Here is a 14329-nt window from a genome sequence, read left to right as displayed (position 1 = left end):
CTCCAGTTTAACTCTTCTTTTTAAGGATAATTGGGTAATTTTTTGCAGATATTGTTCCTGGCATTCAGGTAGGACTTCCTTGCAATTTCCATACTGCCTTCCCTTTCAATAATACTCATATCAAAAATCCGGGCAAAATGAGAGACATTTTTGTCGAATTCTTCTCCTCTGGAGATTTCATTACTGATTTTAACAACGTTTTTATACAAAGGACTTTTTAAAAAATGTATATCTACGTCAGAAGTACCTAATGATTCTTTTTTCATTTCTGTCCAGCCGGAGGCCCACATAGGGGTAAGGTATATCATACCTGTGCCGTTTCCACTCTGCATAACCTCAGCATAATTATCGTTGCCCCCAAGAGCTACGCTGATACAGTCATCCACAATTTCTCCTTTTTCATCTTCGAGAAAATATAGAGGGCAATCAAAATCTTTGAACTCAGCTTCCAGGCTCCTTAACGGGCGTCCGCAATTCCCATAAAATATAAGAATTCCATCTGAAAAGTCTGCCATTTCCTTCATATTTCGGTAGATTTCAGACTTTAAAAGGTCACAATCTGCATGCAGGCCAAGCTTCAGAATGTTTACCACTACGGTGATTGTTTTTCTGTTCTTTCCCTTCATATTCTCATGTATTTTCCCTAAAAGTGGAAGCTTCAATAGAAAATCAGGACATTTCCTGGATTCGGGACGATTCATCTGTTTTGTGAAAAAAGATATCCTGTCAGGAGGAAAAAGCCTGACCTGGCAATTTCTGGATTTAAGCTTTCGAATAAACCTGAAACATTGCCTGTTTTCAACTGTGATTAATCGTACTGCATTCAGGTCTTTTGAGAGGACATAAACAAGTTCGTCCTCAAGCATTTCACAAGCAATTATGCTCAGTACAGGCATCAGTGAACCATCTCTCATGTTCCGTTATTTATTCTTAATTTCCATTTTCATTATTCCGATTTCCACTTTCATTTTCCCGTAACAATCTTCGAAAATTTCCTGGTTGCCATTATTAAATTCCAGTATTTCAAAATCAAAAAGTTCTGCAAATTCTCTAATAGCGTCATCGAAATTTTCAGTGTATTCAAGCCCGGTATTAATTTTTGCAACCCTCTTATAGCCAATCATTTCATGGGTTTTTTTCATCATTTTCAAGGCTTTATCCGGGTCTTTGTGCAGCTTATCCAGTTCAATAAACTCTCTCCAGCCCTTACTGTACATTGGAGTAAAAAGATACGTTCCAGCATCACCAACACTTTTGAGTAACCTCAGGTAGTTATCCATTCCTCCCACAGTCGCTCCTATGCAGTCGTCTACTATTCTGTTCTTTCTGTCTTTAAGGATACGAACAGGGCATGGGAATGAATTTCTTTCAAAGTCTGTTTCGATATCTCCAAGCACATTTCCACATAAGCCGTAAAAAACCAGAATCCCTGAAGAGAATGGGGCAAGGGTATCTATGTTCTCATATACCTTGTTTTTCAAATCTTTTGGGTTTTTATGCAGACCCAGTTCCATCAGGTAGACCAGAACCGTATATTTTTCACATTTACTTTTTTTCTCATGTTTATTATTTATGTCAGAAAGTAAAGGGATATTCTCAATGGGGAGTATTTTGTGCTGAATGTTTACTTTTTTTAGTTTTCCTTTGAATTCCCGGATGTTTTCATTTTCAACTACAATAACCTCATCAATCGCAGAGTCATTTTCAAGAATCCAGACAATCTCGTCCTGCATTATCTTGCATGAAAGAATACTCATAATAGGCATCAAATTTCTCCTCTATAAAATCAGTATATAAATACATTTTACTTACTTACATATAAGTAAGTCGCAGTTCGAGAAAAATCAACCCTTCCGTAAAAATCAATCCCTCCACCCAAGATCGGATTTTATTAGAGCAATTGATCTGACAAGCGTTTTCCTTCCCTTAATGCTGGATAATTGCCTGGCACCCAGTAAGGTTTCAAATATCGCATCCGCACGTACCTCCACAGGATCTGAGAAATTTAACTCTCCCTGCTCCAGACCGGTTTTCAGAACTCTGGAAAGCCAGTTCAGGATCTCATCCAGTAACAGAAGATGCTGCTTTTTTACCTTTTCCGGAAGTTCTTCAAAATCAAGCATCAACGAACCTGGTGGACAGATACTTTTGCCTTCATCAAATTCTTTCAGGGCATAATCAAAATAATATTGAAGCTGCTCACGGGCTGAACCTCCCGATTCCACTATTTGAGCAATATTTGCAGTAAATTTCTGCCTGCTGACCTCCAGAAAGGTTGCAACCAGATCTTCTTTTTGGGGATAATAGTGATGGATTGCCGCATTCTTTATGCCCAGTTTCCGGGAAATGTCTCTATAACTGAATCCATTATAACCCCGACACTGCAAAAAGTTCCCTGCATAATGGAGTATCTGTTGATTGGTTTCGTTCATCTCTTTCATAACAGAACACTTACTTATCAGTAAGTAACTAAGGGGTACACACTCATATAAAGGTTAGTTTCTTGATTTACTAGATAAGCCTATTCCGATTACTGGATAAATATAGACCACCAATTTACTTGTTTTCCCTAATCTTAAATACCTTAAGTAGTATCTCCTCAGAGATTGGCGTGATTTCTAAAAAATTAATTGACCTTGGAGTGCTCGCGCTCAGGCAGCGCAATTCCCGAGGAACCTTTAAACCCCATGTCTCACTCCGTTTCAGGGACAATGAAGGAGATTTACGTACTTTTTCTATTGATACGACCCGGACTCTGGGAAAGTGCCCCCAGCCCGATGCTTACCTGATTACCCATGCCCATTCCGATCATCACGGAAAATCTGCTATGCTCTCTCCGCGGGCGGTCTGTACGGAAAAAACAGCAACTGCTCTTGAAATCAGGCACGACAAAAAATATGCGGGCAGCATGTGCAGGCTAGGGGATGAAATTGAAGTCGAAGGGGTGAAGGTAAGGACTTGCCCTACGGAACACACTGTTGGCGCCGCGGCTTTTTACTGGGAAAACGATGTAGGAACAAGAATCCTGGTCACAGGAGATGTCAAGGATGCCAGCAAGCTTCCTCCCTGCGATGTCCTTATAACTGAAGCTAACTACGGAGACCCTAAAGACCCGTCCTGTCATTTTGCTGATGACCTTGACCGCATGAAATGCGCCCTTTTTGAGAGCGGACCTGTTGCCTTCGGAGCATATGAGTTCGGAAAAACCCAGCGTGCTGTTGAACTAATAAGAGGCTTCGGGTACGATGGCACAATTCGGATGGGAACCCGGACCAGGGTGCTTACGCGGAGCATGCTTGAAGACGCAGGAGAACTTGCAGGGCTTGACTCCGGAAATGAGGATGACGTTTTCGTGGTGGCTCCCTGGAATCTTAACAAGCTCCCGTGGAATGTGAAAAAGTATGTGTTGAGTTGCCGGGCTGATTATCCGTATCCTATTATCAAGATAAGTGACCACCTTGATGCGTGCGGGCTTGAGGATATGGTCCGAAAGCTTAATCCCGAAGTCACTCTTGTTTACCATCCCGGAGGAGACAGGCCTTCAAAATTTTCAAAACATTTAAATTCAATAGGGATCGATTCGATATCTATAGATCAGATCGGTAATGTTTTAAGCAATGAATTTATTTAAATCCCTGAAACCCGGCCCTAATAATAAAGGTCTAAATATTTAAATATGATGATTTAAATCTGATACTTTAATTTGATAACTCCGGTCTGACAGGTTTCAATTCAAACTTCAGACACCGGGCTGATAATCCGGTCTAACAGTTTGAGTCACCACCTGATAATTTATTTTCAAATCTATTTATGTAAGTCTAGATCCAATTATTAGGTACACGGGGTCAAATGTAACTCTAATTTAATAAACCCTAATTGAACTAATTTAACTAATAATATCAATGAATCAAATTTGAACTAATTTAACTAATAATATCAATGAATCAAATTTGAACTAATTTAACTAATATCACCGAATCAAATATTATCATTGAAATCTATAATCCCATTTTTAATCATTTTAAACTTTTAATTAATACTATATTCCCAGGAAAGAGAATTGCTGTTCAGGAGAGAATGCAGGTTGAGTAAACAAACCCCAAAGTCAAAAGCCAGAAAGGAACTCGCAAAAGTTTCCGAGGCTTCCGTAGAAAGTGTCCCAGAAATTGTTGAGGCTCCCGAAAAAAAAATCCTTATCAAGCAAAAGACCCCCGAAGAAAAGCAGAAAGCTCACAGAGAAGGCATTATAAAAACAATTGTATCTTCAATACTTGGAATAATCTCCGGGGTTGTAATGTTCAGCCAGTATGGGGCAGGCGAAGACCGGATCTGGTATGCCATACTCGTGATCGTTATAGGAATCACATATTATATCCAGAGGATTCTTTACCCTATGATTAAGATAGATACTAAGGAATTCAAGGCTAAAGACTGGATTTTCGTAGAGTTCATAGTTGTAGACTTCTTCCTTGTTACATGGACACTGCTCCTGAATTGAAAAACTCTTTCCTGGGTTTCAAAAAAGGCTTTTTCTAAAGAGGGCCTTTTTATCCCGGCTCTTTTGCTATCGGTTTTAACCTTTATTTTCACTTATGTACTCAGACATAATAATATTTTTTATTAATATGGTATTTCATACCTGCAACATCCCAACGGTTCATATACCAGGGCAGGCATTTCATAACCGAGAAATGCTGTAGATGCTTGACGGCTTTATATGTGGTATAACTTTGATACTTATTATCATTACAAAAATCAGATAACTGCACAATATAAATCAGATAACAATACCACATTATTGAACTCATACAACTTACACAAATAACTTACATGAATGAACCCATATTGCCTAATTTATTTATACTTTAAACAATCAAAAAACGTAAATTCCGGGGACTATTATGAGATTAGCTATAATTAACAAAGACAGGTGCCAGCCCAGAAGGTGCAGCAAGGAGTGCGAAAAGTACTGTCCCAGAGTCAGGACAGGAGACGAAACCATTGTTTTTGAGGCCGATGGAAAGCCGGTCATCTCCGAGGAACTTTGTGTGGGCTGCGGAATATGCGTTAACAAATGCCCTTTCAATGCCATCATGATTATTGGGCTTCCCGAAGCCCTTACGGAACCCACTCACAGGTACGGGACAAACGGTTTTGCCCTTTTCGGGCTTCCTGTGCCGAGGACAGGAAAGGTAACCGGTATTCTGGGTCCGAACGGGATAGGGAAAAGTACATCTGTCCAGATCCTTTCCGGAACCCTGGTCCCCAATTTTGGGCAGGCGAAAGGCGACTGGGATACAGTACTCGAACACTATGCCGGCACGACACTTCATGATTATTTCAAAGCAGTTGTGGATGGAAAGGTAAAGGTTTCCCAGAAACCTCAGTACGTTGACCTGATCCCCAAAGCTTTCAAAGGCAAGACCTCAGAGCTGCTTGAAAAAACCGATGAAAGAGGGGTTATGGACGAGCTTATCGATTATCTTGACCTGAGAGGTGTAGTCGAGAGAAAAATCTCGGAATTAAGTGGTGGGGAACTACAGAGGGTTGCAATTGCAGCCTGTGCGGCAAGGGATGCCCAGTTCTATTTCTTTGATGAAATAAGCCCCTACCTCGATATCTACCAGAGGATTAACGTAGCCCGCCTTGTCCAGGAAATTTCAAAGGACAGGGCAGTGCTTGTGGTCGAGCACGACCTTGCAGTCCTGGATATGCTTACAGACGTAATTCACATCGCCTATGGCGAACCTGCAGGGTTTGGTGTGGTCACTCTCCCGAAAAGTGTGCGGGTCGGGATCAACCAGTACCTTAAAGGCTACCTCCCTGAAGAAAACATCAGGATCCGGCCTGAAGCCATCAAGTTCGAGGTCCATCCTCCAAAAGAGGATGCCCAGTTTAAGTCCACGGTTTCTTTCAACAGCTTTTCAAAGAAGTACGGCGACGGTTTTTCTCTCAAAGCAACAGGTGGAAACCTGCGTGAGGGAGAAGTGCTCGGGATAGTTGGCCCTAACGGAATAGGAAAGTCAACTTTCGTAAAAGTCCTGGCAGGAGAAATCGAGCCAGAGGAAGGAGACCCTGGAATCGAGGTCAAAATCTCCTACAAGCCCCAGTATATTAAAGCAGACACTCCTGTTAGCGTTCAGGACTTCCTGAGAGGCATTTCAAAGCGGTTTGGGACCAGTTATTATGAGGTTGAGATCTCGAACCCTCTCCAGCTTGAGAAGATCTATGACAGCCTGCTTATCGACCTAAGTGGCGGAGAACTGCAGAGAGTAGCAATTGCTGCCTGCCTTTCTCAGGAAGCAGACCTCTATATCCTGGACGAGCCAAGTGCCCACCTTGATGTGGAACAGCGTTCCATGGTCACCAGAGTCATCAACCGCTTTGCCGAAAACAACCAGAAAACGGCTATGGTCGTTGACCACGACATATATATGATCGATCTACTCAGCCAGCGTCTCCTTGTTTTTGAAGGCAAGCCCTCTATCTACGGTGAAGCTCACGGCCCGTTCAGTATGGAAAGCGGCATGAACAAGTTCTTGAAAAACCTCGGCATCACCTTCCGCAGGGATGAAGAGACGAGGCGCCCTCGCGTAAACAACCTTGACTCACGGCTTGACCGGGAGCAGAAGGAAAGCGGAAACTACTATTATTCTGCAAAAGAATGAGTTTTTTCAGATTTTCCACTAAATATTCTGAAGAGAATATTCTGAAAAACTCCGGGGTTCCCTTAAAAGGAAACCTCAACCTTTTGCAAGAAAGCAGTTTTTAGTCGCTGGCATCTTGGTTTCAAAATAGTTTTTTATCTAATGTGTGAGTCACTGGTTTTCAATGAAGATAGAAAGTCTCGACCTGCCCGTTGAAGTAAAGCACTTTTATGAAAACTCCGGGATTCTTGAACTTTATCCACCTCAGGCAGAGGCTGTTGAAAAGGGACTGCTTGAAGGGAAAAACCTGCTTGCTGCAATCCCTACGGCTTCAGGAAAGACTCTGCTTGCAGAGCTTGCAATGTTGAAGTCCGTGCTTGCCGGAGGAAAAGCCCTCTATATCGTGCCCCTGAGAGCTCTGGCTTCGGAGAAGTTCAGGCGGTTTCAGGAGTTCTCCGAACTGGGTATCAGGGTCGGGATCTCAACAGGGGATTATGACCGGCGAGATGAAAGAATCGGTATAAACGACATCATTGTAGCCACATCGGAAAAAACCGATTCTCTGCTCAGGAACGAGACTGCCTGGATGCAAGAGATCTCGGTTGTTGTGGCAGATGAAGTCCATCTTATCGATTCTGCGGACAGGGGACCCACCCTTGAAGTCACTCTGGCCAAGCTCCGGAAAATGAACCCTTCCTGCCAGATCCTTGCCCTTTCGGCAACAGTGGGGAATGCCGATGAGCTTGCAGCCTGGCTCGATGCCGAACTTGTGGAAAGCAAGTGGAGGCCCACCGAACTTATGGAAGGGGTGCTGTTTAATGGGACTTTTTTTTGCAGGGACAGGGAAAAATCTGTTGAACAGCCCACAAAGGATGAAGCCATAAACCTTGTACTCGATACCATAAAGGAAGGTGGCCAGTGCCTTGTTTTCGAAAGCAGCCGGAAAAACTGCATGGGTTTTGCAAAGAAAGCAACCTCTGCAGTCAAAAAGACTCTTTCCTCATTAGAGAAGGAAGCTCTTGCAGGGATTGCAGATGAGATTCTGGAAAACAGCGAAACCGATACCTCTTCAGTTCTTGCAACCTGTGTCCGTTCAGGAACGGCATTTCACCACGCAGGCCTTACCTCTCCTCTAAGGGAACTTGTAGAAGCCGGCTTTCGGGATGGGCGCATAAAGCTTATCTCAAGTACCCCAACCCTTGCAGCAGGGCTGAACCTGCCTGCCAGGCGTGTAATTATAAGGAGTTATCGACGTTATTCTTCTGATTCAGGAATGCAGCCTATCCCGGTGCTCGAATACAAGCAGATGGCAGGAAGAGCCGGAAGGCCGAGGCTTGACCCTTATGGGGAAGCTGTACTGCTTGCAAAATCGTACGAGGAACTAGTTTTCCTTTTTGAGAAATATATTGAAGCCGGAGCCGAAGATATCTGGTCCAAGCTCGGGACGGAAAACGCTCTCAGGACGCATGTGCTTTCAACGGTCTCGAATGGGTTTGCCCGGACAAAGGAAGAACTTATGGATTTTCTGGAGGCGACTTTTTTCGCATTCCAATACTCAAATTTCGGGCTCTCCATGGTTGTAGACGAATGCCTGAACTTTTTACGGCAGGAGGGAATGCTTGAGCAGGATCCCGATTCCCTTATTTCCACGAGTTTCGGAAAACTTGTTTCCAGGCTCTATATTGACCCCCTTTCTGCAGCCCTTATTGCAAAGGGCTTAAGAGGAGCCGGAACTCTTACCGAGCTTACTCTCCTGCATCTGGTCTGCAGCACGCCCGATATGCGCCTTATGTATATGCGGAGCCAGGACTACCAGAACATCAATGATTACGTAATGGCGCATGCCGAAGAGTTCTCAAAGGTTCCTAGCCCCTTCAATGTTGTCGAATACGAGTGGTTCCTGAGCGAGGTAAAGACCTCTCTACTGCTGATGGACTGGATCCATGAAAAGCCTGAAAATGAGCTCTGTTTAAAATTCAATATAGGAGAAGGAGACATCCACGCAAGTGCAGACATTGCCGAGTGGATCATGCACGTGACCACCCAGCTTGCCCGACTCCTTGACCTAAAAGGGGCAAAAGAAGCTGCAGAGCTTGAAAAGAGGATCCATTACGGGGCAGGTCCTGAACTGATAGAGCTGCTCGATATCAGGAGCATCGGACGTGTAAGGGCAAGGAAACTTTATGAGGCAGGTTTCAAATCCACAGCAGATCTTGCAGGGGCTTCTCCTGAACAGGTGGCTGCTCTTGTAGGGCCGAAGATTGCTGAAAGGATCTTCAAGCAGATCGGAAGAAGAGATACAGTGCCTGAAATCCCTGACACCAAGTCTTTTGAAAAAAGTTCCCCGGAAAGACAGAGGACGATCAACGATTTTTGATTTGTCTCGATGATCATTGATCTTTCCTTTTTTAGATTTCAATTCCTAGCGTCCCTGAGTAATCGTTTTGTCTCATCCGGAATCCAAAGATTCAATCTCTCAGTTTTCTCCCCTTACACTGCCCGGAAATGGGGTCGACCTGCCCGCAAGAAAAAGGTGACCTGCAAAATGACACTGCAATTATGAGATATATGTACTGAAGAAATGCCCCCTGAATTGAGAGAATAGTTACCTTAAGCCTGGAAACTGTTTTTAAAGTATGGAAAATATAAGCGCTTCCACCAGCTTGTCTGGCGGTCCTACAAAAAAAGCAGGAAAAAGAAGTTCGAATGAAAAAAACTCAAAAAAAGTATTTTTCAGGCAGAATTTGATCTGTTCGTTTTTTTGTTTGTGTTATGGCTTCTTCGATAGTTTTTACTTTCAGGCTTATCTCTTATTTCGTCTTCTATCCGTCTTTTTGGATTTGTCTTCTATCCGTCTTTTTGGGAAAGACCGCTCTCCTGCGTCGAGCGTGAAAAGAACGACTCAGTATAGAATATGATTGTACAGGACAGAATACTTACTTTTCATCTCTTTTAGATCTGAGCAGAGGGTAAAATATTAAATGAGATCAGGGATTTAATGGAATCAGATTATATCAGATTATATCAAATTAGGTCAGATTGCATCAATTTATACCACACTTATACCAAACTTATCAGATCAATTGGATCAGGTTTTACCAGGTAATCTCAGAGATGGTCACAATGTTATTCAAAAAATTGTCTGATGTTTCAGAAGCTGAAATGCAGAAATTACTTTCCCGGGGGTCCGGGCTTGCAGATGTAGAGGAAACTGTTTCCTCCGTACTTTCTGATGTGCGCATGAGGGGAGATTCTGCACTCAAGGAGTATACAAAGAAGTTTGATAAAGTTGAGCTTGCCGATTTTGAGGTAAGTAAGGCAGAGTTTAAAGAAGCTCTGTCAGGTATCGGTCCTGAACTTATGGGACACCTTAAAACCGCAGCTGCAAACATCAGAGCTTTCCACGAAGCTCAGATGCCTGAAACTACCTGGTTTATGGAACTTCAGCCGGGGGTTATTCTGGGGCAGAAGGCAACACCCCTTGAAAGTGTGGGTGCCTATGCTCCGGGAGGCAGAGCTTCCTATCCTTCAACAGTGCTGATGACAGTAATCCCTGCCAGGGTTGCAGGAGTTGAGCAGGTAATCGTATGTACTCCTCCGAATGCAGATGGTTCTGTACATCCTCTTACGCTTGCTGCAGCGAAAGTTGCAGGGGCAGATAAGGTCTTCAAGCTTGGAGGTGTGCAGGCAATAGGAGCAATGGCTTACGGAACCGAAACGGTCCCGAAGGTGGACAAAATCGTAGGCCCTGGGAACGTTTTTGTGACTTCTGCCAAAATGCAGGTGAGGAATGTTGCCGAGATTGACTTCCCGGCAGGTCCGAGTGAAGTTCTTATTTTAGCAGATGATTCAGCCGATGCTGTCATGACTGCCTCGGATATAATAGCTCAGGCAGAACACGACCCAAGCGCAGTTTCTGTGCTTGTGACAACTTCAGAAACTCTCGCAGAAGCTGTAAGGAAAGAGGTACTCGGGCAAGCCGAAAATACTGAAAGAAGTGAGATCGTGAAAGCTTCTCTTGAAAATGCGGCAGTCCTGACTGCAGAGTCTCTTGAGCAGGGCATTGACTTCAGCAATAAATTCGCCCCCGAACACCTGGAAATTATGGTTGAAGATTCCGATTTCGTACTTGACAGAATCAAAAATGCCGGATCTATTTTTATAGGGAACTATGCTCCTGTTCCAGTTGGAGACTATGCCTCCGGTACCAATCATGTGCTTCCTACGGCAGGATATGCCAGGATTTATTCCGGCCTGAATATCAACCACTTCCTTAAATACTCCAGTATCCAGAAAATCAGCAAGAGTGGGCTTGAAAGTTTGAAAGAAACTATAATCGCATTAGCTGAGGAAGAAGGTCTGCAGGCACATGCTGATGCTATTAGAACTCGTTTCGGGTACAAACCCTCTAAATAATATTTCTGCTAGTCGATATGTATATAAAACGTAAATGCGTAAATAAAATTTGATATTTAAATAAATACAAATTTTTCATAAATACAGAGTGGGGATTAATATGAAAATCAGAGTGGTTAGTTCACGGGAGGAAATTCCTACCCTAAACCCGAATGAGAAGGTTATCCACCTTGCTTTCAGGCCGTCTAACAGGGATGTATTCATGCTTGCCGAAACATGTCCTAAAATTGAAGCCATACAGCTTCCTAAATCTTACAGAAGGACTGTTTCAAAGTCAATAGAGATGTTCCTGGAAATGCAGAAGATAAACCTCCTTGAAGGGGATGTGTGGGGACACCGGAAAGACATAAACGAATACTACAACGTTTCTCAGAATGTTCTGGAGAAAATTCAGGAATTAAAAGCCGACAGATTCTCAAATGAGATAATTGCCGAAAAGCTTTCGAGGGAAAGCAAACTGAATTCTGACATGATCCTTTATATCCTGAGCAAAAGAAACATGGAATTTTCCTGAGATATGGATTCATCTGCCCTTTCAACCATGACCTTTCGGGACAAATCGATTTTTAGTTTGTTGTGAAAGATAATTTCTTTGAAGGGGCAGTCAACTTTTTAAGACTCTGTCTTAAAAAGTTTTCCATGTATTTTGGACTTCTCTTCTTAAAATAATCTCCTGTATAGTTATTATATTTATTCTTTTAAAAACCGTTTAACAGACGAACTCAACGATCAAAGAGTTTCGGACTGGATTTATTCCGTAGAAAATGATTGATTATTTTCACAACTTCTTTTTTATATATAGTGAACTGAGTGAAAAAAATTAAAGAAGATTTTGTATCTTAAATTCTGTATTTTTGCTCCTGAATTTTTATTTTTGCATTTCAAAGTCCTCTTATTTCAAATATGATCATCTCAGAAAAACGAACTTTTCGAGTATAACACAGAAAAATATTTAAATAGTGTCGTATAATCAATTTTATTGATTCTTGAACTTAACTAGGGTCTGGGGAATGGTATGAAAATAAGAGTTGTCAGTTCCAGAGATGAAATTCTCTCCTTAAACCCGAACGAAAAGGTAATTCACCTTGCGTTCAGGCCTTCAAATAAAGATATTTTCCTGCTTGTTGAAACCTGTCCTAAGCTCGAAATAGTCCAGCTTCCGAAATCATATCAAAGGACTATTTCGAAGTCTATGGAGATGTTTCTGAAAATGCAAAAAATCTACCTGCATGAAGGAGATGTCTGGGGCCACAGAAAGGACATAAACGATTATTATACTGTTCCTCCTTCAGTAATGACTAAAATAAGGAACATGAAAGCAGAAGGAATACCAGGTGACGAAATCTCTGAAAAAATGACGAAGGAAAGCAAGCTCAACCCGAAGATGATCCATTATATCCTGGACAGAAATCAATTTGAGTAACAAGCTCCATTGGGAGTGCAGCTATGGTGTACGAATAACAGCAGCTGAATACGAACCGTATATGAATGAAAAAACTTAACAGCATACTGGTAACACAATGCAAGGAGATATCTACATAGAAACATTTTTAAAAAACACATTATCTGGAAAACGGTTAATCTAAAAATTAATCTAAAAATTAATCTAAAAAAAAGTTAATCTAAAAATTAATCTAAAAATTAATCTAAAAATTAATCTAAAAATTAATCTAAAAATTAATCTAAAAATTAATCTAAAAATTAATCTAAAAAATTGAGAACGCCTGAAAGGCATCCCTGTACTATTCTACTCTTTAATCTTTATGTTTTAGCCTGTACATGTTAGCATGTGTATTTTAGGTTTTATTTTTTTGTGTGTTTTTCATTGTATGCTCTTTATTATCCCTGTTATTTTAGACAAGTTCCCTGCTGAAATATTTGTCATAGGAGGTCATATCAAAGTGCCCGTGTCCGCTCAGGTTGAAGAGAATGGTCTTTTCTTCCCCTGTCTGTTTGGCTGCGAGGGCTTCATCAATTGCACAGCGGATAGCGTGGGCAGATTCAGGTGCAGGAGCTATCCCTTCTGTCCTGGCAAACTGTATGGCTGCATCAAAAACATTGTATTGGTCATATGAAACAGCTTCAATAAGCCCTTCAGCACAGAGTTTACTTATGATTGGAGAATCGCCATGGTAGCGGAGTCCTCCGGCATGGATAGCAGGGGGCATATGCTTGTGGCCAAGGGTATACATCTTAAGGAGTGGAGTCATCTCGGCAGTGTCTCCGAAGTCATACCTGTACTCTCCTTTCGTCAGGGATGGGCAGGCTGAGGGTTCGACTGCGACCACTCTTGCGTTGTGTTTTCCTTCAAGCCTGTCTTTTATGAACTCGAGTCCGATTCCTCCGAGGTTGCTTCCTCCGCCGCAGCACCCGATAACAACATCAGGGTATTCTTCTACCTGCTCGAGCTGCTTTTTGCACTCTGAACCGATTATGGTCTGGTGGAGCACAACGTGGTTAAGCACACTTCCAAGGGTATACTTTGTATCCTCACGGGCTACTGCATCCTCTACAGCCTCACTGATTGCAATTCCAAGGCTTCCGGGGGTATCAGGCTGCTCCTGCAGGATCTTTCTTCCAAACTCCGTATCCGGGCTTGGGGAAGGCACAACATTTCCTCCCCAGAGGGCCATAAGGGATTTTCTATAAGGCTTCTGGTAGTAACTGGAACGGACCATATAGACCTTGCATTCGAGGTCAAAGTAATTGCAGGCAAGTGAAAGTGCACTTCCCCACTGCCCTGCCCCTGTCTCGGTTGTGAGCCTCTCGATGCCCTCCTTCATGTTATAGTAAGCCTGGGCAATAGAGGTATTTGTTTTGTGGCTGCCTGCGGGACTAACTCCTTCGTACTTATAATAGATCTTTGCAGGGGACTTGAGAACTTTCTCGAGCCGGTGGGCTCTGAATAAGGGACTTGGCCTCCAGAGTCTGTAAATATCAAGCACTTCTTCGGGAATGTCAATATACCGATCACTGCTCATCTCCTGCCTGATCAGTTCCTTTGAGAATATAGGCTCAAGGGCATCCGGACTTATAGGCTGCCAGGTCCTCGGGTCCAGAGGCGGATCAATTGGAGTGGGAAGGTCGGAAAGGACATTGTACCATTTCGTCGGCATTTCATTTTCGTCAAGGATAATCTTTGTCTGTTCCATAGAAATCTCCATCACATGGTTCTGTACAAAATTATACTTTGATGTATATAAATGTTGTCTGTTTGCAGGTCTGGCTTACAAAATTATTCGTCATATTTTACGAAAATGAGACTA

At 42.6% G+C, this 14329-nt stretch carries 11 protein-coding genes; 7 read left to right on the top strand and 4 right to left on the bottom strand.

What is annotated here, in order from left to right:
• Window positions 1-20: 20 nt before the first annotated feature.
• The 3 genes from MSWH1_RS03305 to MSWH1_RS03295 all read right to left on the bottom strand — a co-directional run bounded on the left by MSWH1_RS03305 (window position 21) and on the right by MSWH1_RS03295 (window position 2441).
• Entirely contained in the window at window positions 21-896 is an 876-nt protein-coding gene (locus tag MSWH1_RS03305; protein ID WP_048130196.1) for a DUF1638 domain-containing protein, read from the bottom strand.
• Window positions 897-920: 24 nt separating this feature from the next.
• A complete protein-coding gene (locus MSWH1_RS03300; RefSeq protein ID WP_048126075.1) occupies window positions 921-1766 on the bottom strand; it encodes a DUF1638 domain-containing protein in 846 nt (281 codons plus the stop codon).
• Window positions 1767-1862: 96 nt separating this feature from the next.
• Window positions 1863-2441 (bottom strand): TetR/AcrR family transcriptional regulator, encoded by a 579-nt coding sequence (locus MSWH1_RS03295; RefSeq protein WP_048126073.1) that lies wholly within the window; start codon window positions 2439-2441, stop codon window positions 1863-1865.
• A 170-nt stretch (window positions 2442-2611) separates the two neighbouring features.
• Here MSWH1_RS03295 and MSWH1_RS03290 point away from each other — a divergent pair, with 170 nt between their 5' ends.
• From MSWH1_RS03290 to MSWH1_RS03260, 7 genes are all read left to right on the top strand, one after another.
• Entirely contained in the window at window positions 2612-3631 is a 1020-nt protein-coding gene (locus tag MSWH1_RS03290) for an MBL fold metallo-hydrolase (protein WP_048126071.1), read from the top strand.
• 453 nt (window positions 3632-4084) lie between these two features.
• Entirely contained in the window at window positions 4085-4498 is a 414-nt protein-coding gene (locus MSWH1_RS03285; RefSeq protein ID WP_231585556.1) for a hypothetical protein, read from the top strand.
• A gap of 403 nt (window positions 4499-4901) precedes the next feature.
• Window positions 4902-6668 carry a ribosome biogenesis/translation initiation ATPase RLI gene (locus MSWH1_RS03280; protein WP_048126066.1) on the top strand — a complete coding sequence of 589 codons (1767 nt, stop codon included), beginning with the start codon at window positions 4902-4904 and terminating at the stop codon, window positions 6666-6668.
• Between the two features lie 163 nt (window positions 6669-6831).
• Window positions 6832-9024: an ATP-dependent DNA helicase gene (locus MSWH1_RS03275; RefSeq protein WP_048126064.1), complete on the top strand. Its 2193-nt coding sequence runs from the start codon at window positions 6832-6834 to the stop codon at window positions 9022-9024.
• A 737-nt stretch (window positions 9025-9761) separates the two neighbouring features.
• Window positions 9762-11063 (top strand): histidinol dehydrogenase, encoded by a 1302-nt coding sequence (hisD, locus tag MSWH1_RS03270; RefSeq protein WP_048126062.1) that lies wholly within the window; start codon window positions 9762-9764, stop codon window positions 11061-11063.
• 100 nt (window positions 11064-11163) lie between these two features.
• Window positions 11164-11577 (top strand): DUF1699 family protein, encoded by a 414-nt coding sequence (locus tag MSWH1_RS03265; protein WP_048126059.1) that lies wholly within the window; start codon window positions 11164-11166, stop codon window positions 11575-11577.
• A gap of 501 nt (window positions 11578-12078) precedes the next feature.
• A complete protein-coding gene (locus tag MSWH1_RS03260; RefSeq protein ID WP_048126058.1) occupies window positions 12079-12486 on the top strand; it encodes a DUF1699 family protein in 408 nt (135 codons plus the stop codon).
• A 430-nt stretch (window positions 12487-12916) separates the two neighbouring features.
• Here the strand turns inward: MSWH1_RS03260 and MSWH1_RS03255 are convergent, their stop codons facing one another.
• Window positions 12917-14215 carry a TrpB-like pyridoxal phosphate-dependent enzyme gene (locus MSWH1_RS03255; RefSeq protein WP_048126055.1) on the bottom strand — a complete coding sequence of 433 codons (1299 nt, stop codon included), beginning with the start codon at window positions 14213-14215 and terminating at the stop codon, window positions 12917-12919.
• Window positions 14216-14329 lie beyond the last annotated feature (114 nt).

This window comes from Methanosarcina sp. WH1, assembly GCF_000970005.1.
Lineage (GTDB): Archaea > Halobacteriota > Methanosarcinia > Methanosarcinales > Methanosarcinaceae > Methanosarcina.
Note: the sequence above shows the minus strand (reverse complement) of the source record. Positions and strands in the feature narration are given on the sequence as shown.